Raw genomic sequence first — 24,595 nt, forward strand, 5'->3', positions numbered from 1 at the left:
CTAAACTCATTCTCTAGCGCCTCTGATCAAAAATTGACTCAGCACTTCTTTCAAACGTTAGGTTAATACGCAAAAACATACCTTGAATCGCCTCAAGTTGATTAGCCTCTTCGACCAACGCCTGTAATTCATCGTAAAGCTGATCGCTGGCGCGTTCAAAGTGATCGTTATATTTACCCTTTGTCGCCAATAAAAAAGCGTCCGCCAGCGCGGTCTGCCAAATCGCCAACGATGCGAGCTGTTTTCCCGCCAAACTTTCACAAATTGAACGCACTCGAATAGACACATGACCGAGATTCAACGCAGTTAAGGCAAGGTCTGTAATAGCTCGCGATTTAGAGCCTTGATCGTAATTGGTTAAGCGTAGTAGCCTGTCGGCCATGCGGCGGTTATACCAAGCTGCAGGGCTTACTTGTTGATTAATATCCAATAAGTCTTGATGCGTCGTTTTAAAAATTCGATGCACCAATAACTGAACACTTGGCCCCGTAATTAAATGGAATACCCAAAATAAAATACACACTCCAGCAAAAATAGCCATGGCAGTACTCAGTGTGTAGTCAATAGAAAAAGCTCGGCTCATGTCTCGACTTGGGCTAACGAGAATTGAAAATGGAATGCAAAAACCCAAACCATAGGGCAACGTTTGACGGTCGAAAAGCAGCAACAACCCGATAAAATAAGGCCCCACTAACACAAGCAGTAAAATCTCTAATTGCCCTGTACTTTGAGATAATAAATTTAAGGCGAAAAAAATGGCGACGAACGTCGCAACAACTACACCAATTAACAGACGTTTCAGCACCACTCTCAACATCACTAAAGGCAGCCTGGCTAACATGATCGAAAAAATCACGGGTAAAATCATAATCATCAACGCGGACGTAGAACCTGTGCTAACCCAAATACACGCACCGATTAAGAACACCACAGTGGTACGTAGTCCAATCGCCAATCCGGCCAACGGATCTCGATACGTCACCATACTAGGCGCATTTAATAAGGTGCTATCGCGCTCCTCTAACGCTTTGTAGGCACGCAATAGAACAGTCAAGTCTGCAGTGATGTCTGCACCAACGTTCAGCATATGCGATTCAAAAGGAACATCAGTGTCATTGTTCGCTCGATAATCAGCAAGATCTCGACGCAATACTTTAACCTGCTCTAAGCAATAATCGAAATCATTGGATTCGGCAATACGAGTAAACGCCTCGCGTAATTGATCGAGTAATTGAGTCAAGGCAGGCGTCATCAGCTCGGTATGGCGACGCTGTAAACGACCAAATATTTGCACCAACGCTAATAAAGACAGTACTTTTTGACCCAATTGATTCGCGGCACGCGAGCGCCCCGGCCCCTTTGGCCCTTCATAACTCACTGCACTGGAATCTTCACTCACCACCCCTAACGTCGTCATAATACCGTCAAGCTGTTTATGACGTGCTTCGTGGGAACCTTCAGTGTCTAACTCAGTCACCAGATACTGTAATGTTTGATTAATTACCGATTGCGCTTGTTTTTGCAGGCTGTCTTTTACTTTTACCGGCCAAAATAAATGACTCACAATGCCCGCACAAATAGAGCCAATGATGATTTCGCTCACTCGCGCCTGAGCAACATCAAATACGGCTTGACTGCTAGCTGTAGAGGGACTTGCCATCACTAGCAACACAATTATTACCGCAGTGACTGCGGCCATTGCAAATGCATAAACAAAATTGGCCTGACGAACCATCGCTGACAAGGCGGAGTTCAACCCCAGCCATAACGCCAATACCCCCAACGCTACATAAGGGTAAGACACAAACTGAGTTAGTAAAAATATGCCAAACAAACCGCCAACAACCGTACCAACGATTTGGCAAATAGCTTTTTCAACCACTAAGCCACTTTCAGGGCGCATTTGTAGAAAAATGGCGGAAACTAAGGCCCAATAAGGTCGATCAAGATTTAAAAACAAAGCGACTGCCAGCGACATCGCCATGGCAATGACGCCTTTTAGAGCAAAAATAACGGCCTGTTTTTCGGGAAAAAACAGATTACGAAATACAATCCCCAACAGAGTCTCCTTACTGCTTAGTAAGATGAACAGTGGCGGTCATGCCAGCGCTAAGTTGCATATTCCCTGGGAGCGGGTCAAATTTGATGTCCACTGGAATACGCTGTGATAAACGTACCCAGTTAAAACTTTGCTGAATTTGTGGCAAAAGTTGACCATTACTTTGTGTATTCGTATTGGCAATGGCTTTACCAACACTCACGACATGACCCGTTAATGGCTTACCCCCGCTCAACAAGAGCATTTTGGCTTTTTGATTTAAATGAATCAGCGGTATTTTTGTTTCTTCAAAATACCCTGTCACGTAAAACGAGTCTGATCGAACAATAGCCAAAACAGATACACCTTGTCCAACATAGTTACCCTGACGCAAATTCAAGTTAATGATATGACCTGTCGCCGGCGCATACACCTGAGTACGATCCAAATTCAGCTGCGCTGTTGCTTGCTGTGCTTGCGCTAAATCATAATTGGCTTTTGCTATAGCGGTACTGATACGAGCAGACTCTAAGTCTTCAGCGCTTATCGCTTTTTGATGTCGTAACTCAACACGAAGTTCATATTTGTGCTTCGCCAATTGCCAAGAATACAAAGCATTTTCTGTATTCGCTTTACTTTGATTTAATGCCGCCTGATAACGCTTTGAGTCAACACTGAAAAGCAACTCACCCTCTTCAACAAGCTGATCATTGCCTATATTTAAGTTCGTCACCCAACCAGACACATCAGGAGCGACAGTAATGATATCTGCACGAACACGCCCATCGCGTGTCCAAGGTGAATGCATGTAGTCATTCCACACCCACCTTCCGGCAAATACAGCCGCCACAACAATGAATACAGTGACAAAAATGCGTAGATAGTTAGCCATTGTTTTATCTTCCACCTAATAAATAAACAGTCAGCGCTAAGTAACAAACGAACAAAGACACTTCAAACCAAGCCACCTTCCAAATACGGTCATGCCAGTTCAAACGATGCAGTGCAAAACGCGTTAACGCGGCTAGTAAAAAAGCAATCGGGAAATAAACAACCAGCGGACTAAATTCCATCCCACCAAAAACAACAGCCTGAAGCATCATGAGTATCCTGTCATATTAAGACGTTAGACAGTGTCGCTAAGCATTAAAAAAAACGCACATCTAATAAAGGATAGAATTATAAAGAGATAACACCAAAGAAATGCGCACTTAACCGCCAAATAAAAATACAATAACAGGCATTTACTGTACCAACCCTATTTAGGCAGCGGTAAACTTAGATTGATCCGCCACTCGATATCGAGATGAGAATGATCGGGATGACACCAAAGGCCTCCAATGGCGATCAGCGTATCATTTTCATATAAATACGGAAGATGCTCTCGCCACCAGTTTGGTACTTGTTGATCATTAAGCCATTTTTTAAGTTTTCGCGTTTTGCCGTTCGACATGATAAGCGTTGCGCCTTCGGGGCGCGCTTTCAGTACGCAGTTATTACTTCCGCGAACACGAATTTCATCAAAAGGACGCTTAAGTACCTCACCTGATGCAAGCGGTGCTAGCACGACGACTTGATCAAGGGGTAATAGATAAATAACATTTTGATGGCGCATAAGACGCCCAGTAGAAAACACAAACTCAGGCTGCTTATCTTCTCCACTTGCAAACATATCATTAATACTTTCTAGCTGAGAATGAGTCAATGATGTGTCTTTTCGTTGCAGAAATTGACGTAGCCAAAACAGTCGTTCCTCTCGTTCTTTATCCGCAATAAAAGATAACTTTAAGCCACCAAACTCATTACACCAAACGTCTAATTGCTGGCTAGCGAATTGCGCTAGCATGCTGTAATCAGTGGCGATACGTTGCGCACTGGAAGCGATATTTTGCTCCATTTTAGGGAATCGTTCTTTAAGAATAGGGACAACTCTTTGGCGCAGGAAGTTTCGTGTAAAACGCTCATCTGAATTAGATTCATCTTGAATCCAATCAAGTTGCTGGTGTTGAGCGTAACTCTCAATCTCTGCTTTGGATACATACAATAAGGGTCGAATTAATTTAGCCCCCTCTTCACCTAAAGATCTTTCTTCGGGGATACCAACTAATCCTTTTCCGCCAGTACCTCTAAGGAGTCGAAACAAAACCGTCTCGGCTTGATCCCCAGCGTGATGGGCCAACAATATAACCCCATGATTACCAATGTTTTTTTGAAAAGCGTGATAACGGGCATTACGAGCCGCGTCTTCAAGAGAGGCTTGAACTTCTAGCTGTACGTGTTCAACAACAAAATTTACACCAAGGTCGTTGCAGATGGATTCACAATGTTTAAGCCAATTGTCCGCATTCGTACTCAGCCCATGATGGATATGAATCGCCACCAGTTTTTGCTTTTGCTCAGACGTGAGCTGACTCACCAACGAGTGAAGCAATACGTGAGAATCCACTCCGCCACTAAAACCAACCCACACTGTTTTCGCCTGCATGAATAGCTCATCAACCCACTCAGGGCTGAAACGAAGAGGTGACGACAACGTCATTGGCTTTAGAGTTGAATACTTCATCCTAGCCTCAGCGGCAAAGCGCTTAAGAGTGAACACAAACAAAAAAGCCCCCTAATATAGGAGGCTTTTTAGCATAGCTAAATAATTACAAGCCGTATGACATCAAACGATTATAACGACGAGCCAATAGCTCATCTGTCGTTAATGCTTCCATTCGATCTAAGGCCGCAATAACATTTTGTTTCAAATTTTCTGCTATTTGCTCATGAGCAATATGCGCACCACCTAACGGCTCTTGGATAATAGTATCCACAAAGCCCAGCTCTTGAAGTCGTTGAGCCGTAATCCCCATCGCTTTAGCAGCATCAGAAGCACGGTCTGCGCTTTTCCACAAAATAGACGCACAACCTTCAGGAGAAATAACAGAGTAAGTACCGTATTGCAGCATCATTAGCTCATCACAAACACCAATTGCTAACGCACCACCAGAACCACCTTCACCGATCACAGTAGAGATAATTGGTGTTTTAAGGCGAGACATAACAGCCAAGTTAAAAGCGATCGCTTCACTTTGACCACGCTCTTCAGCACCAATTCCTGGATACGCTCCAGGTGTATCGATAAGGGTAATAATTGGCAATTTAAAACGTTCAGCGGTTTCCATTAAACGTAACGCTTTGCGGTAACCTTCTGGACGAGGCATACCAAAGTTACGAAGTACTTTTTCTTTTACTTCACGACCTTTTTGATGACCAATTACCATCACCGGACGGCCATCTAGACGAGCAATACCACCAACAATCGCACGGTCATCCGCATAATGACGGTCTCCATGCATTTCTTCAAAGTCAGTAAAAACGTGTTTTATATAATCAAGTGTATATGGGCGCTTTGGGTGACGCGCTAACTGAGAAACTTCCCATGCCCCTAAATTACTAAATAGGCTTTTGGTCAGCGCTATTTTTTTATCTTCAAGACGACTAATTTCATCGCCTATGTTGATTTCATCATCGTTACCGACTAAACGTAACTCTTCAATTTTTTGTTCAAGTTCAGCAATCGGCTGCTCAAAAGGGAGATAATCTAAATTCATATTTAATTACACTACTGTTTGGTTGCCATAAAATTTAAGGAAAAAAAGCAAATAGCTTTTATCCTATAGCTCTATTAAATGAGACTAAGTATACACTAACTGAACATTTTGTTTACCGTATTGTTTCTGAAGTTGATGAATTAATTCGTCATCTGGACGAACTTTCCAACTTGTTCCCAAACGGATATCACCACATGCTTCAGCGGTATCAAAACCGATCACCACATCACAGCCGTCCCCACGATATGACTCCATGTACCCTGCCAATGTTTTGATTTCAGCTGGTGTTACCGTCTCTGAAGTCCAAGTAATACGCAAAGCCTCAACATAGCGAACTCGAGCCTGAGCAATATCAAGGATATTTCGAGCAATAACTTTTTGTCCACCACGAAACTCATCCACCGAGATTTCGCCTTCAACAACCACGACTTCATCTTTAATAATAACGTTTTTAAAGGTTTCGTAGCTATCTGGGAAAACCGTTACTTCAATACGAGCAGAGCGGTCATCTAGAGTGACAAAAGCAATATTACCACCTTTTTTGCTCTTGGTAATCCGCAAGTCCACGATCAGGCCAGCCATAATTTGCGTATCACCACGCTTAGGCTGGAGATCTACAATTTTTGAACGAACAAAGCGACGAATCTCTTTTTCATATTCATCAATCGGGTGACCTGTCACATACAGACCCAATGTGTCTTTCTCGCCATCAAGTCGCTGACGCGGCGGCCATTCATGCTGAGTACCTATTTCCTTATAAGCATCCTCCGTATTTTCTTCTACCGCAATGCCAAACAAATCCGTCATACCAGCGTCGTGGTTTTTCGCGTCCTGCACGGCCCGCTTCAGCGCTTCATCGATACAAGCAAATAGCGTGGCACGATTCGGTCCAATCGTATCAAAAGCACCCGAGCGAACCAACGCTTCCATAACGCGCTTATTAACTTTACGCCCGACACGCTGGCAAAAATCAAAAATGTGCTCAAAAGTGCCTTCTTTTCGCGCTTCAACAATGGCTTCGATTGGGCCTTCACCCACACCTTTAATCGCTCCCAGACCATAGACAATAGCGCCTTTCGGATTGACGGTGAATTTGAAAACAGACTCATTCACATTGGGCAGCTCTAACACCAACTTCATTGAGCGGCATTCTTCAATGAAGATAACAATCTTATCCGTATTTTGCATATCGGCAGACAAAACTGCAGCCATAAATGGCGCAGGATAATGGTTTTTTAACCAAGCCGTTTGGTAAGAAACCAATGCGTAAGCCGCGGAGTGAGATTTGTTAAAACCATAACCTGCGAACTTTTCCATCAGATCAAAAATATTACCTGACAGGTCTTTATCAACATTGTTTTTTAGCGCACCTTCCATGAAGATTAAACGCTGCTCAGCCATTACCTCTGCTTTCTTCTTACCCATGGCACGACGAAGTAAATCTGCACCACCTAGAGAGAATTTTGCCAGCACCTGGGCAATCTGCATTACTTGTTCTTGGTACAAAATAATGCCGTACGTTGGCTCTAGAACAGGAATAAGATCGTTATGTTGATAATCAGAATGAGGGAACGCCAGCTCGGCACGCCCGTGCTTACGGTTAATAAAGTCATCTACCATGCCGGAGCCTAGTGGCCCAGGTCGATACAAGGCCACCAAGGCGATAATATCTTCAAAGCGCGATGGCAAAAGTTTCTTTATCAACTCTTTCATACCGCGAGATTCCAGCTGGAATACCGCCGTCGTTTCGGCTCGCTTTAATAAGTCATAGGTGGACTTGTCTTCCAAATCAATCAGTGCAATATCTAACGGCGGCTTACCTTCCAACTCGTTAATAGCGTCAATGTTTTTAACCGCCCAATCTACGACGGTAAGCGTCTTCAAGCCGAGGAAGTCAAACTTCACCAGTCCCGCTTCTTCCACGTCATTTTTGTCATACTGAGTAACTAATCCTGAACCATCTTCTTCACAATATAACGGCGCAAAATCTATTAATTTTGTCGGGGCAATAACCACACCGCCGGCATGTTTACCAAAGTTACGAACCACGCCTTCTAGTGAAATAGCCATTTCCATGACTTCAGCGGCGTCTTCGTCCCCAGCCAAAAACTCAGGTAATGCAGGCTCTTCTTCTAAGGCCTTTTTCAAGGTCATACCGATTTCAAAAGGAATCAACTTAGAAAGCTTATCACCAAGACTGTAGGGCTTACCTTGCACTCGTGCCACGTCTCGCACTACCGCTTTAGCTGCCATCGCCCCAAAGGTGATGATCTGAGAAACCGCATCACGACCATAAGTACGCGAGACATAGTCGATTACTCGGTCACGATTTTCCATGCAAAAGTCGATATCGAAATCGGGCATGGAAACCCGCTCAGGATTCAAAAACCGTTCGAATAGCAAATCATACTCGAGTGGATCAAGATCGGTAATCTTCAGAGCATAAGCCACTAAGGAGCCGGCACCAGATCCTCGTCCTGGGCCAACGGGAATGTCGTTATCTTTTGCCCACTGGATAAAGTCCATTACTATCAAGAAATAACCAGGGAACCCCATCTGATTGATAATGTTTAATTCAAAGTCCAAACGGTCCCAGTATTCTTGACGTCGTTTTTCAATTCGCTCACCATACTTTTTAGTCAAAAAATTAAAGCGTTCAGTTAAGCCATCGTAAGACAACTCACTAAAAAACGCCTCCATCGTCATCCCTTCTGGCACAGGATAGTCAGGCAGAAAATATTTGCCCAGCAACACATCCACACTACAGCGTTTGGCAATCTCTACGGTATTTTCAAGCGCCTCAGGAATATCTTCAAAAAGTGCAGCCATTTCTTCTGGCGTCTTAAAATACTGCTCTTCTGAATAACGGCGTTTACGACGTGGATCATCCAAAGTCACACCATCGTGTATACAAACACGAGCTTCGTGGGCTTCATAGTTCTCACGCTTTAAAAAACGAACATCATTCGTCGCAACGACTGGACATCCAAGTTCGCTAGCAAGAGGAACAACAGCATGTATATACTCCTCTTCCCCAAGACGGCTAGTTCGCTGTAACTCAATATAAAAACGCTCAGGAAATATCGACATCCAATAAGCCAAACGACTTTTTGCCTGATCCTGTCGACCTTTTTGCAGCAACAAACCAATATCGCCAAAACCCGCTCCAGATAAAGCAATAACATCATCGCAACAAGCTTCAATCCACTCGCGCTGAACAATTGGACGACCGTCCACTTGACCAAGTTGATACCCTTTCGAAATAATTTCGATGATATTTTTGTAGCCTTTATTTGACGTTGCTAACAAGGTAAGACGGTATCGAGAATCCATCTCATCATCTTCGTCGACAACAACATCAACACCACAGATAGGCTTAATGCCTTTATCCATCGCACCCTTATAAAAACGCACGAAACCACACAGATTATTTTCGTCAGTAATGGCGACGGCTGGCATGGATAATAACTCGGCAGTACCAAGCAGCCCTTTAATTTTTACCAAGCCATCAACCAAGGAAAACTCAGTATGTACTCGTAAGTGTATAAACGATGCGGACAAAATATTATCTCTCTAAAATCTTTTTAACTGGGCCGAAACTGCGTCGATGAATCGGCGTGATGCCATGCACTTGAATGGCTTTAAGGTGCAAGGCAGTAGGGTACCCTTTATGTTTTTCAAATCCATACTGAGGATAAATTTTAGCCGCCTGCACAATATCTCTATCACGGGTCACTTTGGCTAAAATAGACGCGGCAGAAATAGCCGCGTGCCGAGCATCCCCTTTAACCACTGCCTCAGCGGGACAAGGAAGGTTGGGAGGAATACGATTACCGTCTATCAATACATGTTCAGGTGCAACCGACAATAAAGCGACAGCTCGAGACATTGCCAGCATACTGGCGTGTAAAATATTTATCTCGTCAATTTCTTCTATCGTCGCACTGGCAACACCATAGGCTACGGCTTTTTCTTGTATTTCAACAAACAACGCTTCGCGTTTTTTTTCACTTAATTTTTTGGAATCAGCCAAACCTGCAATTGGACGGTTTGGGTCTAGAATCACCGCAGCGGCAACTACCTCACCCGCTAAAGGACCTCTTCCAGCTTCGTCAGTCCCGGCCAATAAATCACCAAAATATACCTGACTTACAAAAGGCTCCATCATTTCGCTTTCTCTTCAAGCATAGAAATAATCGCTTTCGCCGCCGTTTCTCCAGCATTTTTTCGTAACATTTTATGCAAATTAAGATACTTAGCTTGAATGGTTTTATCACCATTAAAAGATCGCCAAGTTTGCAGCAATCGTGTAGCTAAATTATCTGGCGTCGCGGCATCTTGAAGTAGCTCAGGAACTAAGGCCTCATTCGCCAATAAATTAGGCAAAGAAACATAAGGCACCTTAATCATTCGAGACATGATGGCATAAGTCACTTTATTGACCCGATAAGACACGACCATAGGACGTTTCACCAGCATGGCTTCAAGAGCCGCCGTCCCTGATGCCAATAAAATAGCGTCAGATGCGGCCATAACAGTACGCGATTGACCGTCAATAAGAATGGCTTCTGCATTAGCTCCCTCAAGTATCGACTCTATTTGCACTCGTCTTGCCGCATTAGCCGCTGGCATCAAGAAAACAGCATCGGGTTCTTTTTGCTTAATCCGCTTCATTGTTTCTACGAAAAGAGGTGCTAAACGAGACACTTCACCTTCGCGAGAACCAGGCAAAATACCAAACACAGGTCCATTAATTGGGCCTAAGTTAAGCGTATCTCTTGCTTCAAGAGCATCACTATCTAGGGGTATTTCATCGGCCAACGTATGACCAACACAAACAATAGGAATATTGTGTTCATGATAGATAGGCAGCTCGAACGGGAATAGCGCCAACATCAAATCAACCGATTTTTTGATGTTAAAAATGCGTTTTTGACGCCATGCCCAGACAGAAGGACTGACATAGTGCACGGTTGGAATACCAGATTTTTTTAATTTCCTTGCTAAAGGCATATTAAAATCAGGGGAATCTATGCCTATAAAGGCCGTTGGTGGGTTATCTAAGCAGGACTGATACAAACGTTTACGTATACCAAGAAGCTCTATTAAACGCGCCAACACTTCAACCAGCCCCATTACGGATAATCGATCCATTGGCACAACCGTCTTGAAGCCTTGAGCCTCCATTAACGGCCCACCAATTCCTTCAAAAATAGCATTGGGTTGCAATATTTTTAAATGAGCAATCAGATTAGCGCCTAAAATGTCACCTGAAGCCTCACCTGCGACTACAACATAACGTATCGGAGACATCACTTTCATTTATACAACCTCTAATAATAAAAAACCCCGAAACTGTCCGGGGTTTTCTTTTAAACATAGTGCCTATCGTATTATTCCACGTTTAGACTGCCGAATGGATAAGATGAACTCAGCCACCTCAGGAATATGAAACATATCTCCCTTCTCCAATTCTTCTAGCGCGGAATTTAGCGTTAATCCTTTGAGATATATTCTCTTGTAGGCTGAACGCAAAGCTCGGATAACATCAGAAGCCACACCTCTTCGACGCATTCCTTCAAAATTCATCCCATGAGCCTTGGCTGGGTTTCCAGAAACCATAATGTACCTAGGGACATCTTTAGCAACCATTGATCCCATACCGCACATACTAAATGAGTTCACCTGACAAAACTGATGAATCCCAGTATAACCACCAAGAATAACATGATCACCCACTTTGACATGACCAGCCAAAGCTGCAAAGTTAGCCATTATATTATGGTCACCAACAATACAATCGTGACCAATGTGCGTACTAGCCATAAATAAGTTGTGATTACCGACCACAGTAATACCAGTATCTTGAACAGTACCACGGTGAATCGTCGCATTTTCACGAATCACATTACTGTCGCCAATAACCAGCTGTGTTGGTTCACCTTTATACTTTTTGTCTTGGTTCGCCTCTCCAACAGAAGCAAACTGATAAATTTCATTATTATATCCAATTGTCGTATGACCATTGATGACAACATGCGATTTAATAATACTACCAGCACCAATTTTTACATTCGGTCCAATCACACAAAAGGGACCAATCTCCACATCGGAGTCAATCTCTGCTTTCGAATCGATTAAAGTTGTTGGATGTATCGCCACTATATCTTCCTGTCTGCACACAGAATAGTTGCAGAGCACGCTAATTCACCATCAACCGTTGCTCTACACTCAAATTTCCAAATACCACGTTTTTCTGTAACAATTTTTGCTTCTAGTTGTAATCGATCACCAGGTACAACTGGACGCTTAAAACGTGCTTTATCAGAGCCAACAAAGTAATAGATCGAACCATCTTCTGGTTTTTTATCCATGGTTTTAAAACCAAGAATACCAGCCGCTTGAGCCATTGCCTCAATAATCAAAACACCAGGCATGACTGGATGATTTGGAAAATGCCCATTAAAGAATGGTTCATTAATGGTGACATTTTTATACGCTATAATGGACTCGTTTAAGTTCAGTTCAATAACACGATCCACCAATAGAAACGGATACCTATGAGGTAAGTATTGGCGAATTTCATTTACGTCCATCATTTATTATCAACCTTCTCTAAAAACTTATTAACCTGTTGTTTCAATTGTAAAAACTGCTTTGCCATATCGTCTATTCTTCTGACTCTAGCAACCGTTCGACGCCATTTTGCGGTTGGTTCCATTCCCATTCCAGAAGAGTAAGAACCAGCTTCTGCAATAGAATTACTTATCATACTCATACCAGTAATATGAACGTTATCAGCAAGCGTTAAATGCCCTGCAATGCAAACACCTCCTGAAACAGTACAAAAAGAACCAATTTTTGTACTGCCGGCTATCGCGGTACTCGCGGCAATCGCTGTATTATCACCAATTACCACGTTATGAGCAATTTGAACTTGATTATCAATTTTTACACCGTGCCCAATTAGGGTATTCTCGATTGCACCACGGTCAATTGTTGTACTAGCCCCTATCTCAACATTGTCACCAATGACAACCGACCCTAGCTGATCAATTTTTTCCCAGCCCCCTTCTTTTGGAGCAAAACCAAAACCGTCCGCTCCGATAACCGCGCTGCTATGAAAAATACACGCTTCACCGACAACGACATCGTGGTAGAAGGTGACATTAGGGTATAAACGTGTGCCCTTACCTATTTTAACACCACGACCAATGACACACCCTGCACCTATAGCACAACCTTCGGCGATATTTACGTCATCATCAATAACAACGTTAGGGCCGACAACCACACCATCGGCAATGGTCGCCTTAGGGGAAATAACAGCGCTTGGATGAACACCTGACCAGCATTGAACGGGCGGCACAAACAAATGAGATAACTGAGCAAACGCTAGGTAAGGGTTTGATACAACAATGGCATTTTCAACCAGTTGAGCCAGCGCCTCAGTCTTCACCAGAACAGCACCTGCGGACGAAGAGGCAAGCTGATTTTGGTACTTAGAATTTGCTAAAAAACTGAGCTCGCATTCTGTTGCGTCTTTCAGTGTGCCTAATTTTTTAATCAGAAGATCACTGTCTCCCTTAACAACACCTTGCACCTTAGCAGCCAATTGCCCTAGCGTGTGGCTCATAGATTAGTTGTCCTTATTAATACGTTTCACCAATTCATCGGTAAGATCCGCGTCAGCATCAGCGTATAAACTTAATTGTCTGTTCAAAACTAAATCTAACTTGCGCTCTTCGATTAAAGATTTCAACGCAGCTTCGCCTTGAGGCGTTAAAGACTGTATTAGCTTTTGCTCTAACGCTTTCGCTTGGCGTTGCATATTAGCCGCCATTGCTCGCACCTTATTATCATGCTCTGCCAGTGCTTGACGACGTTTTTTAAATTCACCTTCCGAAAGCGTTAACTCATCTCGTTTCAAATCTTTAGCCAATAACTCAAGATCAGCCTGTTCTTTTTTTAAACGAGCATCCATCTCTGCGACTTTTTGTTTAGGCTCTTTAGCGGCTTCTTGACCGATATTACTCGCGAGAAGCGCCGCTCTAAAATCGATAACAGCCACCTCTGTTGCTTGTACACTACTCATGAAGCATAGAGTAAAAATTGCAGTTATGATTTTTTTCATTGTCGATCCTCTTAAATGATATGCTCTAAGTTAAAAAGTGGTTCCTAACTGAAATTGGAAAAAGTCTGTTTTATCGCCATCTTTTGCATTTAAAGGCCTGGCAAAATTAAATGACAAGGGTGCAATGGGTGTGATCCAAGTCCAACTCAAACCAACACTGTAACGTATTTCTGATAGATCAATACCTTCGTTACACTCTGTATTGCCGGAATAACATGCGTCAGTAAAAACATTACCGCCATCTAAAAAGAAAGCCGTTCTAACAGACTTATGATCTTCGACCATCGGTAAAGGAAAAATAAGTTCCGCCGTACCTGTCATCAAAATATTACCACCCAAGGCGGAACTAGTATTAGTAGAAGTACTAGAATACGAATTCTTTGGCCCTAAAGAAGAAGCCCCATAACCACGAACAGAATAAGACCCACCAGCAAAATAGTTTTCAAAGAAAGGTAAACTATCTGTATCTCCGTAGCCAGTACCATAACCTAAACGGCCTTTTAGCCGGAACAACCACAGATCAGAACTGTTTAAATTCCAGTATTTTTGCGACGTGAGTCCAAGCTTGGCATATTGCTGATCGCCCACAGGCAACGCAACTTCCAAAGAAGCTTTGGTTGAGTAACCATCCGTTGGTAATACACCACCCACTAAATCGCTGTCACTCCACGTTAAGCTGCCAATTAAATCGTCGTAATTGTCGCCATGCGTATTGACATAATCTTGAGTTTCATTGGATGGGTCATACCCTAATTTTACCGTACTTTCTTTCACCGTCATGCCAAAAGACAGGCGCTGTGTATCAGAAATCGGATAACCGTAGCTTACTCCAGCACCAATTTCATCAAGGTCATAATCTTCCACATCATCATCAGCATGATCACTGGTTTGATAAAAAATTTGGAAACCACGACTCACACCATCTACAGTAAAATATGGGTTATCGTAATTAATAGAGTAATCTTGCGTTTGATTTGTACGTGTTGCATTAAAAGACAGTTTATTCCCTGTCCCTAAAAAGTTACGCTTAGAGACACCAAATCCAAGCACAGTACCATCTTCTTGCGAATAGCCAATGCTCGCCTGGATACTACCGGAGGCTTGCTCTTGTACAACGACATCAAGATCAACCTGATCAGAGGTGCCAGCAACAGGACGTGTTCTTAAATCAACACTTCCGAAAAAACCAAGGCGCTCGATACGACGTTTGGAAGATTGTATTTTAGAGTGCGTTGCCAAAGCCCCTTCAAATTGCGTCATTTCACGGCGTAATACTTCATCTTGTGTTTCACTATTACCACTAAACGTGATGCGGCGAACATAGACTTTGGGACCAGGAGTAATTTGATAACTAAGGTTAACGGTATGGTTCTCTAGTTTTTCTGGAATCACATTCACGTTAGTAAACAAATAACCATCATCACCCAATTCAGTTGATATTTTCTCAATGATTTTAGTTACTTCACTACGAGAAAAAACATCACCACGTTTCTGAGAGATTTGCTTCCACACACGATCTTCTGCAATCGGTAAACTGCCACTTAACGACACTTTATTAATATTATAAGGTTTACCCTCATCAACATTAATAACAATATAAACGTCACGTTTATCCGCAGACAAACTCACCTGGCTAGAAACGACACTAAAATCTAAATAGCCTTTGTCTAAATAAAAGCTTTTTAAAGTATTTATGTCACCCTCTATCTTCGCTTTTGCGTATTCATCTGCAGAGCTAAAGGGATTCCAAGACCCTGTCTCTTCCGCCTCAAAGTTTTTCGTAAGCGTTTCTTGGTCGAAATCCTTATTACCAACAATGTTTATATGGACTATTTTCGCTGTATCACCTTCATCGATATTGATAACAATACCAGTCCGGTTACGAGGCATATCCTCCACAGTTATATCCACTTTGGCACTATAACGACCAAGAGCGTAATATTGGCGCTGAAGCTCCTGCACGATCTGATTTAAGGTTTCAGGTTTGTAAATTTCACCAATTTCAAGGCCTGATAATTTCAAGCCTCTCTCTAAGTCTTCTGTTTTAATGAGCTCATTACCTTCTATGGTTAAATTACCGATAGAAGGTCGCTCAGCCACATCAAAAATCAAGACATTGCTTTCTTCATACACATCAATGTCACTAAAGTAACCGGTGTTAAAAAGAGAACTAATAGCTTGATATACTTTATCTGAATCATAGGACTCACTCTTATCGAACCCTATGACATCAAACGCTCGTGCTGATGGCATTTGTACTAAACCATCGATTCGAACATCTTCTACTGTTTTTGCAAAACTTTGCACGCTTATTAAAGCCAACAACACCGCTGGAACGAATTTCACATATACCTCTCTACAAGCGGGCAATATCATTAAAAATGGCGATGGCCATTAGAGCAAATAAAAGAGAAGCACCAACACGGTACGCCATACTCTGAATTTTCTCAGAGACAGGCTTACGACGAATAGCTTCAATGCCAAAAAACAACAAATGCCCACCATCTAACATTGGAATAGGCAACAAATTAAGCACCCCTAAACTGACACTCAGGTAAGCCATGAATTTTAAAAAAGATTGCAATCCAGAGTCGGCTGATGCGCTCGCCACTTTTGCAATCGTTATCGGTCCAGATAAATTATCGACCGAAATCAGTCCTTGTAACATTTTTCCGATAGAGGAAACCGTTAAAGATACCATTTTAGACGTTTGTGCAACACCATAAAAAAGTGCATCAAATGGGCCATAATATTGCTCCCGGATAAGACTTTCGTCCCATTTAGGGGGAACTACAGCCAGCCCAGCATACCCTATCACTTTACCATTTTGCTCGGTAGAATTAGGTAATAATGATAATTTAGTCAAGCCTTGTACACGCTGCACTTCAACGGCCAACGCCTTGCTTGGACTTGCCTGCACTAACCCAACAAACTGCTGCCAGTTTGCCACAGGTTGATCATTTACCGTTAAAACTTTATCTCCAGTAAGAAAACCTGCCTCAGCCGCCGCACCGCCCTCCACTACCTGAGCGATAATGGGTAAAATAAGCGGCTGCCATGGTGCCAAACCAAACGCTTTAATCAAATTATTAGGTTCATCACCAACAAGCCATCGATTAAGACGCACACTATCTTCTTGTAACGAACTCAATCCATCAGGTTGGTACCGAACGATAATGGTTCCTGTTTTACCAATCAAGCCTGCTAACACTAAATTTACATCTTCCCACGATGCTACCGATTCACCAGCGATTGAAATAAGCTCATCTCCGGCTTGGATTTGCGTTTGAGACATCGGGGTATCTTGTTCAATCTGACCCACTTTTGGCGCAATAGACTGAACACCCAGTATCGCCACCAACGCATATATAAAAACCGCCAAAATAAAATTAGCAATCGGACCGGCCGCCACAATAGCAATGCGCTGCCAAACCGTTTTTGTATTAAAAGCTTGGCTTCTCAATGACTCAGGAACATTCCCTTCACGTTCATCCAGCATTCGCACATACCCGCCAAGCGGAATCATGGCTAATGTAAATTCTGTGCCGGTCTTACCTACATAGCGATAGATAGGCTTCCCAAAACCGACCGAAAAACGCAGTACTTTAACACCACAACGTCGAGCCACAAAAAAGTGACCAAATTCATGAAAGGTAATCAGAAGACCTAAGGCGACAACAATAGAAAGGATATTTAGTATCATGAAAACTTACCGCGAGAAATCATATCCAGTGCCAAGTGGCGAGAATATCTATCCGCTTCAAAAACATCATCAAGCGTATTCACCGCCACAATATTTGCGACAGTCAAAACCTGTTCATTCAATTTTGCAATATCAAGAAAGCCAATCTGGTGGTTCAAAAAAGCTGCCACGGCAATCTCATTCGCTGCATTCAATACCGCCATGGCCGTCCCTCCCATAAACCAGGCATCAGCAGCCAACTTCAAATTGGGGAAACGCAACAAATCAGGAGACTCAAAATTCAAACGCGCGACATCAATTAAATTCAACGGAGCCACGTTTGTCTCGACTCTGTCTGGCCAACTCATACCATACGCAATCGGGATCTTCATATCAGGGTTTCCCATCTGAGCAATCACCGACCCATCGCGATATGACACCATAGAATGAATAATACTTTCCGGGTGAACAACCACATCCACCTCATTTGGTGTTACATCAAATAACCAACAGGCTTCGATCAACTCCAACCCTTTATTCATCAAGGAAGCGGAGTCAATAGATATCTTTTGCCCCATTGACCAGTTTGGATGTTTACACGCCTGCGCTGGTGTCACCGAGCTCATATCATCTAAAGACCACGTCCTAAAGGGCCCGCCGGATGCAGTCAGAATAATCTTTGACACATCCTGCTTATGAGCGCCGGAAGAAGTCTGCGGCAAACTTTGATAAATCGCATTGTGCTCACTGTCTATTGGAAGAAGCGTAACATCATGACGCGCCACTTCATCCATGAACAGTCTTCCCGCCGTGACCAAAGATTCTTTATTCGCCAGCAATGTACGCTTGCCAGCACGAACGCCCGCTAACGTAGGCTTAAGGCCAGCGAACCCCATAATGGCCGCCATCACCTGATCAACAGCAGAATCAGAAGCAATACTTTCTAAAGCAGCCTCTCCCCACTCAAATGACGTTGCCAAACCTTGGCACTGCTGAGCCAATTCATTACACGCTTTTTCGGATCCCATCACCGCACGCTGCGGCTTAAAACGGCGACAAATTTCTGCCATTTTGTCCACACTTTCGTTCGCTGATGCATTGATCAAAACAAATTTGTCCGGATGCTGTGCAATAATATCTAGCGTACTTTGGCCAATTGACCCTGTTGCACCCAATAAACAAATACCTTGCATCAAAGCCATCCAGCCAAACTTAGCAATAAAACGTAAATAGGCGCTGCCGCCGTTAAGCTATCGACACGATCCATTACACCGCCGTGTCCAGGAATCAAATGACTCGAATCCTTTAGCTTCTCATGTCGCTTAAACAAACTTTCCGTTAAATCACCCAACACCGAGACCGAGGAAGTTAATAACGCAATAACCGTGAGAATACTCCACTGGGTTAACGTGAACCCACTTAATATGGCAAATATAACCACACCCACCTGAGTCAACACTAAACCACCGATAACGCCTTCCCATGATTTACCCGGACTGACAAATTTTGCTAACTTTCTTTTCCCGAAAGCTCGACCCGCAAAATAAGCACCAGAGTCAGCACCCCAGATCAATCCCATCAACAGCAAAACCCAGACGACGAAATCATCTGACTGCTTTAAAACAACCAAGGCAGTCCAAGTTGTAAGCAACACAAAAATGCCAAATAACAAGCGACTAACAACATGACGCCACAATAAAGGCGCTGGATAACGCACCACCCAATAAAGCGCTAAGCCCCATAACAAAGGACTAATATAAAGTGACGCTTTCTGTAAATTGAAATTGAAAACCCAAAAGCACACAACACCAATAAGAACAGAAAATCCAATGCGGCCTATTTGACTACGTACGCCCGATAAACGAGCCCATTCCCAGCCAGCCAGCAACACAACACCCGCCATGGCGACAATAAAATGTGACTCTTCGAGCACAAAAACCGCACAAATAAACAAAACAGCCATGACTATGGCACTTAAAATTCGAGGAAGTAACATGGCTATCGACCACCATAACGACGTTGACGATTTTGATACACCTGAATCGCGTCATCAAAATGCTGTTGATCAAAATCCGGCCACAACACCGGAAGGAACACAAACTCAGAATAAGCGGTTTGCCAAAGTAAGAAATTACTAATACGCTCTTCCCCAGATGTTCTAATTAACAAATCAGGCGGAGGTAAGTCAGCCAAGGCTACATGTTGCCCTAATAACGCTTCATCGACATCTTCTGGCGACAACGCTCCTGACATAACGAGCTCGGCTATTTTTTTCGCAGCCTGCGCAATATCCCAACGACCACCATAATTCGCCGCAATCACTAATGTCATTTGGTTATTATCTTTTGTGGCGTCTTCAACACTCTGGATTTGTTTCTGCAAACCAGAACTAAACCCCGAAAGATCGCCAATAACCCGAAGCCGGATTTTATGCTCATTCAATCGTTTTAGCTCTTTTTTGAGAGAGCGCATAAACAGCGCCATCAAACCATCAACCTCTAACTTAGGTCGTTTCCAGTTCTCACTAGAAAAGGCGAATAGCGTTAATACCTCAACACCAGATCTGGCCGCGGCCTCAACCACTCGGCGAACAGCAGTAGCACCTGCCGTATGGCCCGCAATGCTTGGAAGATGTTTTTTCTTTGCCCAGCGATTATTACCATCCATTATGATGGCAACATGAGCTGGTCCGACCACTGAATCAAAATCAGCGCCATCCAATTCAGACATAACTTTACCCTAGTCAATAAAAAGGGCGAGCCAAAGCTCGCCCTTTTTATTAGATTTGCATCAAGTCTTTTTCTTTTGCAGCAAGACGCTCTTCAACCAAAGCCACGCTCTTGTCTGTTATTTTTTGAACTTGATCCTGACCACGACGATCATCATCTTCAGAAATTTCTTTTTCTTTCACTAGGTCTTTAAGACTACTGTTTGCATCACGACGAATATTACGAATAGCAATACGACCGTTTTCAGCTTCGCTCTTTGCCTGCTTAAAATAGTTCTTACGAGTTTCTTCCGTCAAAGCTGGCATAGGAATTCGAATCAAATTCCCGTTTGTTGCTGGGTTCAAGCCAAGATCAGATTTCATAATGGCTTTTTCAATTTCAGGTACTAAGTTATTTTCCCAAGGAGAAATACCCAAGGTACGCGCATCTTCAACCGTTATATTAGCAATCTGACTTAGTGGCGTTTCAGTGCCATAATAGTTCACTTTAACCGAGTCCAATATACTAGGGTGCGCACGACCTGTACGAATTTTTTTAAACGCAGATTCAACAGAAGCAACCGCTTTATTCATACGATCTTCTGCATCTTTAAGAATTTCGTTAATCATAACTTCCTCACTTAATCAGTGTACCTTCACTGCCACCAACCATGATATTTATCAAGGCTCCGGGCTTATTCATATTAAACACACGTATTGGCATGCCATGATCACGGGTCAAACATATCGCAGTTAAATCCATGACCCCTAATTGTTTTTCAAGGACTTCATCGTAGCCCAATGTATCATATTTCACGGCAGCCGGATCCTTCATAGGATCAGCAGAATACACGCCGTCAACCTTCGTTGCTTTCAATACAACATCTGCATCAATCTCGATGCCGCGTAAACAAGCAGCAGAGTCAGTTGTAAAGAAAGGATTACCCGTTCCCGCTGAGAAAATCAGCACGTCACCCTCTTTCATCAATCGCATAGCACGACGTCTATCGTAAGGCTCAACAATGCCCGTCATTGTGATGGCTGACATCACTCGGGTCGCAATATTCGCACGTTCCAATGCATCTCGCATTGCCAACGCGTTCATCACCGTTGCCAGCATCCCCATATGGTCACCAGTAACGCGATCCATGCCGGCTTTACTCAACGCCTGACCACGAAACAAGTTACCACCACCAATAACGATACCAACTTCAACACCAATGCCTCGTAGCTGGCCAATCTCAAGCGCAATACGATTTAACACTTTAGGGTCGATACCAAAGGACTCATCCCCCATTAGGGCTTCGCCACTTAATTTAAGCAAAATTCGTTTGTATTTTGGACTCTTTTCTTTTGGCATATCAACCTCCGGCAATGGTTTCATTTCTTTAATAACTGAGGTCTATTTATCCGACACTCTCGCATTTGTCTTTCATAAAAAGGGGCAGTCAAGCTGCCCCTTTTTGTTGAAGACACCGCAACTAAGAGTTAACCTCTAAGCTGTGCTGCTACTTCTGCTGCAAAGTCTACTTCAGCAACTTCAATACCTTCACCAACTTCAAGGCGAATGAAAGAAGTTACTGTTGCACCAGCGTCTTTAACAAGCTGGCCAACTTTAATTTCTGGGTTCTTAACAAAAGGCTGTTCAGTCAAGCTGTTTTCAGCCAAGAATTTCTTCATACGACCCACAATCATTTTATCAACGATTTCTGCAGGCTTGCCAGCCATGTCTGGCTGAGCACGAACAATCTCTTCTTCTTTTGCTAGAACTTCTGCTGGCATGTCGTCGCCGCGAACTACGCGAGGAGCAACAGCAGCAATATGCATAGACACGTCTTTAGCCAGTTCAGCAGAACCGCCTTCCAACTGAGTCAACACAGCGATTTGGCCGTTACCGTGAAGGTAAGCACCCACTAATCCGCCTTCGATAATGACAGCACGACGAGGAGAAATATTCTCACCGATTTTTTGTACCAATGCTTCGCGCGCCTGACCAATTTCACCCGCAAGCAAAACCGCCACATCCGTTTCTTTCGTTGCAAAAACAACGTCAGCAACTTTGTTTGCGAAAGCAATAAAGCCTTCGTCACGAGTCGCGAAATCAGTTTCAGAGTTTACTTCAACCAAGATAGCGTAAGAAGAATCGTCAGCGACACGCATAACAATTGTTCCTTCAGCTGCAGTACGGCCCGCTTTTTTAGCTGCCTTCATGCCACTTGATTTACGTAGCTCTTCGATAGCTACTTCAACGTCAGCGTTAGCAGCGACAAGTGCTTTCTTACACTCCATCATGCCTAGGCCAGTACGTTCACGTAGCTCTTTTACCAATGCTGCAGATACTGCGGCCATGTTAAATCCTCTTTTTACCAATTCAAATTTAAAAAAGGAGGTAAGAAACCTCCCTTTAGAAACCAGAACAAACTAGAAAGTTTGCTTACGCTTCAGTAGTAGCTTCGCTTACTTCAACGAATTCATCAGCAGTACCAGCAGTCGCAGAACGACCCTCTAGAACAGCATCAGCAAAAGCGCCAACATAAAGCTGAACAGCGCGAATTGCGTCATCGTTAGCAGGAATAATGTAATCAACACCATCTGGGTTACTGTTAGTATCAACGATACCAATAACAGGAATGCCCAATTTGTTTGCTTCTTTAATAGCAATACGTTCGTGATCAACGTCTACAACAAACAAAACATCCGGAAGGCCGCCCATGTCTTTAATACCACCCATAGAAAGCTCAAGTTTTTCAAGCTCACGAGTACGCATCAAAGCTTCTTTTTTAGTCAGCTTTTCGAAAGTACCATCAGACACCTGACCTTCAAGCTCACGAAGACGCTTGATAGAGGCACGAATGGTTTTGTAGTTAGTCAACATACCACCTAACCAACGGTGGTTAACGTATGGCATACCAGAGCGAGCAGCTTGCTCTTTAATCGTTTTAGATGCAGCACGCTTAGTACCAACAAACAAAACCTTGTTTTTGTTCTCAGCCATTTTCTTAACAAGCTCAAGAGCGTCATTAAGAGCAGGAACTGTATGCTCAAGGTTAATGATATGAATCTTGTTACGAGCACCAAAAATGAAAGGCTTCATTTTTGGGTTCCAGTAACGAGTTTGGTGACCAAAGTGTGAACCAACCTGTAGAAGGTCGCGCATAGAAACTGTAGGCATTTTACTATCCTTTATATTTGGGTTATTTATGCTTACCAGCTAAAAGCGTCAGTCAAACAAGGTTTAAGGCAACCAATGACACCCCAGACACTTTATTTTATTGCGGCAAGATCGTTAGTTTTTTTGAGTTTTTCGCCTATTTCGAACCAAAGTACGGCAGGCGGGCGTTTTATACCACATTTGACATAAAACAAAAAGACTTGAAGGTTTTTTTTACGCGTACTCTGGGGCGTGTTTTTTTCAATTTGAGAGGCGATTCTATCGCTCAAGTCATGTAGAATATCCCGCAACATACTGTCAATATAGACATAAACTATTTAAAGATGTGCTAATTATGAGCAACGAAATCCTACAAAAAGTTGAAGAACTAACAAAAGATGGCCGTGTAGACGCTCCTAGCTGGACGCCTCGACCAGCATCCACTCGCTTCACAGATATCAGCGACATTGAAGGAATGAGAGTGGCTGGAAAACTGGCTGCAGACGTTTTAATCATGCTCGAAGAATTTGTAGTACCAGGCGTATCAACAGAACAAATAGACATCATCGCTCATAACTACATCATAAAAGAGCAAGGTGCCATTCCTGCTCCATTAAACTACCACGGCTTCCCTAAGTCTTGTTGTACATCAGTCAATGATGTGATTTGTCATGGTATTCCAAATGATAAAGCCTTAAAAAAAGGTGATACAGTTAATATCGACATCACTATCATCAAAGATGGCTATTACGGCGACACCAGCAGAATGTTTTTCGCGGGGCCGGCATTACCTCATGCAGAACGCCTCGCCAAAGTCACCCAAGAATGCCTTTATCTTGCGATTGATCTTGTTAAACCTGGTATTCGTCTTGGTGATATCGGTGCCGCTATTTCAGCTCATGCTCACAAAAACCACTGCTCTGTCGTAGAAGAGTATTGCGGCCATGGCGTCGGCACCACTTTTCATGGTGAACCGCAAGTTGCACATTATGGTGTAGCAGGCACAGGCGTGATGCTAGAAGAAGGCATGACTCTGACCATCGAACCAATGATCAATGCCGGAAAAAAACAAGTGAAACACACAGGCCCAGACAACTGGATTGCTAAAACTAAAGACGGCCGTCTATCCGCACAATACGAGCACACTTTGCTCGTCACCGCAGATGGTGTAGAAGTACTAACTCGTCGACCAGAAGAAACACGCTTCTCATAAGAGAGGCGCTACTTTATTAGCACTAAGATACAAAACTTACAGATTCATCATTTTAGAAAATATCACTCATTCTT

The 24,595-nt window shown here is 43.2% G+C and carries 22 protein-coding genes; 1 reads left to right on the forward strand and 21 read right to left on the reverse strand.

Annotation, left to right across the window (positions count from 1 at the left end; all coding sequences use genetic code 11):
* Positions 1-13: 13 nt before the first annotated feature.
* The 21 genes from MP3633_RS13585 to rpsB form a co-directional block, all read right to left on the reverse strand.
* A complete protein-coding gene (locus tag MP3633_RS13585; protein ID WP_176335942.1) occupies positions 14-2,059 on the reverse strand; it encodes an FUSC family protein in 2,046 nt (681 codons plus the stop codon).
* Between the two features lie 10 nt (positions 2,060-2,069).
* Positions 2,070-2,930 carry an efflux RND transporter periplasmic adaptor subunit gene (locus MP3633_RS13590; protein ID WP_176335943.1) on the reverse strand — a complete coding sequence of 287 codons (861 nt, stop codon included), beginning with the start codon at positions 2,928-2,930 and terminating at the stop codon, positions 2,070-2,072.
* Positions 2,931-2,934: 4 nt separating this feature from the next.
* The gene (locus tag MP3633_RS13595) at positions 2,935-3,141 is read right to left on the reverse strand and encodes a DUF1656 domain-containing protein (protein ID WP_239495710.1); all 207 of its coding nucleotides are present in this window, start codon (positions 3,139-3,141) and stop codon (positions 2,935-2,937) included.
* Positions 3,142-3,296: 155 nt separating this feature from the next.
* On the reverse strand, positions 3,297-4,601 hold the full coding sequence (tilS, locus tag MP3633_RS13600; protein ID WP_176335944.1) for a tRNA lysidine(34) synthetase TilS: 1,305 nt from the start codon (positions 4,599-4,601) through the stop codon (positions 3,297-3,299).
* A gap of 85 nt (positions 4,602-4,686) precedes the next feature.
* Positions 4,687-5,634, reverse strand: coding sequence for an acetyl-CoA carboxylase carboxyl transferase subunit alpha (gene accA, locus MP3633_RS13605; RefSeq protein WP_112137296.1), 948 nt, complete (start codon positions 5,632-5,634; stop codon positions 4,687-4,689).
* An 84-nt stretch (positions 5,635-5,718) separates the two neighbouring features.
* Positions 5,719-9,195, reverse strand: a complete 3,477-nt coding sequence (gene dnaE / locus MP3633_RS13610; RefSeq protein ID WP_176335945.1) for a DNA polymerase III subunit alpha — start codon at positions 9,193-9,195, stop codon at positions 5,719-5,721.
* A gap of 4 nt (positions 9,196-9,199) precedes the next feature.
* Entirely contained in the window at positions 9,200-9,799 is a 600-nt protein-coding gene (rnhB, locus tag MP3633_RS13615) for a ribonuclease HII (RefSeq protein ID WP_112137292.1), read from the reverse strand.
* A complete protein-coding gene (gene lpxB / locus MP3633_RS13620; protein ID WP_176335946.1) occupies positions 9,799-10,956 on the reverse strand; it encodes a lipid-A-disaccharide synthase in 1,158 nt (385 codons plus the stop codon). Before lpxB ends, rnhB begins: the two co-directional genes overlap by 1 nt.
* 63 nt (positions 10,957-11,019) lie before the next feature.
* The gene (gene lpxA, locus MP3633_RS13625; protein WP_176335947.1) at positions 11,020-11,796 is read right to left on the reverse strand and encodes an acyl-ACP--UDP-N-acetylglucosamine O-acyltransferase; all 777 of its coding nucleotides are present in this window, start codon (positions 11,794-11,796) and stop codon (positions 11,020-11,022) included.
* Entirely contained in the window at positions 11,796-12,233 is a 438-nt protein-coding gene (fabZ, locus tag MP3633_RS13630; RefSeq protein WP_176335948.1) for a 3-hydroxyacyl-ACP dehydratase FabZ, read from the reverse strand. The genes lpxA and fabZ overlap by 1 nt, the downstream gene beginning before the upstream one ends.
* Positions 12,230-13,270, reverse strand: a complete 1,041-nt coding sequence (lpxD, locus tag MP3633_RS13635; RefSeq protein ID WP_176335949.1) for a UDP-3-O-(3-hydroxymyristoyl)glucosamine N-acyltransferase — start codon at positions 13,268-13,270, stop codon at positions 12,230-12,232. Before lpxD ends, fabZ begins: the two co-directional genes overlap by 4 nt.
* Positions 13,271-13,273: 3 nt before the next feature.
* A complete protein-coding gene (locus tag MP3633_RS13640; protein ID WP_176335950.1) occupies positions 13,274-13,768 on the reverse strand; it encodes an OmpH/Skp family outer membrane protein in 495 nt (164 codons plus the stop codon).
* A 30-nt stretch (positions 13,769-13,798) separates the two neighbouring features.
* Positions 13,799-16,114, reverse strand: coding sequence for an outer membrane protein assembly factor BamA (gene bamA, locus MP3633_RS13645; protein WP_244959651.1), 2,316 nt, complete (start codon positions 16,112-16,114; stop codon positions 13,799-13,801).
* 10 nt (positions 16,115-16,124) lie between these two features.
* Positions 16,125-17,471 (reverse strand): RIP metalloprotease RseP, encoded by a 1,347-nt coding sequence (rseP, locus tag MP3633_RS13650; RefSeq protein WP_176335952.1) that lies wholly within the window; start codon positions 17,469-17,471, stop codon positions 16,125-16,127.
* Positions 17,468-18,643 (reverse strand): 1-deoxy-D-xylulose-5-phosphate reductoisomerase, encoded by a 1,176-nt coding sequence (ispC, locus tag MP3633_RS13655; protein WP_176335953.1) that lies wholly within the window; start codon positions 18,641-18,643, stop codon positions 17,468-17,470. The genes rseP and ispC overlap by 4 nt, the downstream gene beginning before the upstream one ends.
* Positions 18,643-19,446: a phosphatidate cytidylyltransferase gene (locus tag MP3633_RS13660; RefSeq protein ID WP_176335954.1), complete on the reverse strand. Its 804-nt coding sequence runs from the start codon at positions 19,444-19,446 to the stop codon at positions 18,643-18,645. Before MP3633_RS13660 ends, ispC begins: the two co-directional genes overlap by 1 nt.
* A 2-nt stretch (positions 19,447-19,448) precedes the next feature.
* Complete coding sequence (uppS, locus tag MP3633_RS13665) at positions 19,449-20,180, reverse strand: polyprenyl diphosphate synthase (protein ID WP_176335955.1); 732 nt, start codon at positions 20,178-20,180, stop codon at positions 19,449-19,451.
* A gap of 49 nt (positions 20,181-20,229) precedes the next feature.
* Complete coding sequence (gene frr, locus MP3633_RS13670) at positions 20,230-20,787, reverse strand: ribosome recycling factor (protein ID WP_112137273.1); 558 nt, start codon at positions 20,785-20,787, stop codon at positions 20,230-20,232.
* A 7-nt stretch (positions 20,788-20,794) separates the two neighbouring features.
* Entirely contained in the window at positions 20,795-21,517 is a 723-nt protein-coding gene (gene pyrH / locus MP3633_RS13675; protein ID WP_112137271.1) for a UMP kinase, read from the reverse strand.
* A 128-nt stretch (positions 21,518-21,645) separates the two neighbouring features.
* Positions 21,646-22,506: a translation elongation factor Ts gene (tsf, locus tag MP3633_RS13680; protein WP_176335956.1), complete on the reverse strand. Its 861-nt coding sequence runs from the start codon at positions 22,504-22,506 to the stop codon at positions 21,646-21,648.
* Positions 22,507-22,591: 85 nt separating this feature from the next.
* A complete protein-coding gene (gene rpsB, locus MP3633_RS13685) occupies positions 22,592-23,329 on the reverse strand; it encodes a 30S ribosomal protein S2 (RefSeq protein ID WP_112137267.1) in 738 nt (245 codons plus the stop codon).
* Positions 23,330-23,663: 334 nt separating this feature from the next.
* Here rpsB and map point away from each other — a divergent pair, with 334 nt between their 5' ends.
* Complete coding sequence (gene map, locus MP3633_RS13690) at positions 23,664-24,521, forward strand: type I methionyl aminopeptidase (protein ID WP_176335957.1); 858 nt, start codon at positions 23,664-23,666, stop codon at positions 24,519-24,521.
* Positions 24,522-24,595: the final 74 nt, after the last annotated feature.

It is taken from the genome of Marinomonas primoryensis (assembly GCF_013372285.1).
In the GTDB taxonomy this organism is placed as follows: domain Bacteria; phylum Pseudomonadota; class Gammaproteobacteria; order Pseudomonadales; family Marinomonadaceae; genus Marinomonas; species Marinomonas primoryensis.

What these genes read in the sequence shown, in the direction of transcription:
- lpxD (WP_176335949.1), bottom strand. Translation starts at nt 13,270, where the DNA reads ATGAGCCACACGCTAGGGCAATTGGCTGCTAAGGTGCAAGGTGTTGTT.
- fabZ (WP_176335948.1), bottom strand. Translation starts at nt 12,233, where the DNA reads ATGATGGACGTAAATGAAATTCGCCAATACTTACCTCATAGGTATCCG.
- MP3633_RS13590 (WP_176335943.1), bottom strand. Translation starts at nt 2,930, where the DNA reads ATGGCTAACTATCTACGCATTTTTGTCACTGTATTCATTGTTGTGGCG.
- lpxB (WP_176335946.1), bottom strand. Translation starts at nt 10,956, where the DNA reads ATGAAAGTGATGTCTCCGATACGTTATGTTGTAGTCGCAGGTGAGGCT.
- MP3633_RS13660 (WP_176335954.1), bottom strand. Translation starts at nt 19,446, where the DNA reads ATGTTACTTCCTCGAATTTTAAGTGCCATAGTCATGGCTGTTTTGTTT.
- rnhB (WP_112137292.1), bottom strand. Translation starts at nt 9,799, where the DNA reads ATGGAGCCTTTTGTAAGTCAGGTATATTTTGGTGATTTATTGGCCGGG.
- rseP (WP_176335952.1), bottom strand. Translation starts at nt 17,471, where the DNA reads ATGATACTAAATATCCTTTCTATTGTTGTCGCCTTAGGTCTTCTGATT.
- map (WP_176335957.1), top strand. Translation starts at nt 23,664, where the DNA reads ATGAGCAACGAAATCCTACAAAAAGTTGAAGAACTAACAAAAGATGGC.
- tsf (WP_176335956.1), bottom strand. Translation starts at nt 22,506, where the DNA reads ATGGCCGCAGTATCTGCAGCATTGGTAAAAGAGCTACGTGAACGTACT.
- ispC (WP_176335953.1), bottom strand. Translation starts at nt 18,643, where the DNA reads ATGCAAGGTATTTGTTTATTGGGTGCAACAGGGTCAATTGGCCAAAGT.
- frr (WP_112137273.1), bottom strand. Translation starts at nt 20,787, where the DNA reads ATGATTAACGAAATTCTTAAAGATGCAGAAGATCGTATGAATAAAGCG.
- MP3633_RS13595 (WP_239495710.1), bottom strand. Translation starts at nt 3,141, where the DNA reads ATGATGCTTCAGGCTGTTGTTTTTGGTGGGATGGAATTTAGTCCGCTG.
- rpsB (WP_112137267.1), bottom strand. Translation starts at nt 23,329, where the DNA reads ATGCCTACAGTTTCTATGCGCGACCTTCTACAGGTTGGTTCACACTTT.
- MP3633_RS13640 (WP_176335950.1), bottom strand. Translation starts at nt 13,768, where the DNA reads ATGAAAAAAATCATAACTGCAATTTTTACTCTATGCTTCATGAGTAGT.
- pyrH (WP_112137271.1), bottom strand. Translation starts at nt 21,517, where the DNA reads ATGCCAAAAGAAAAGAGTCCAAAATACAAACGAATTTTGCTTAAATTA.
- accA (WP_112137296.1), bottom strand. Translation starts at nt 5,634, where the DNA reads ATGAATTTAGATTATCTCCCTTTTGAGCAGCCGATTGCTGAACTTGAA.
- tilS (WP_176335944.1), bottom strand. Translation starts at nt 4,601, where the DNA reads ATGAAGTATTCAACTCTAAAGCCAATGACGTTGTCGTCACCTCTTCGT.
- uppS (WP_176335955.1), bottom strand. Translation starts at nt 20,180, where the DNA reads ATGTCTGAATTGGATGGCGCTGATTTTGATTCAGTGGTCGGACCAGCT.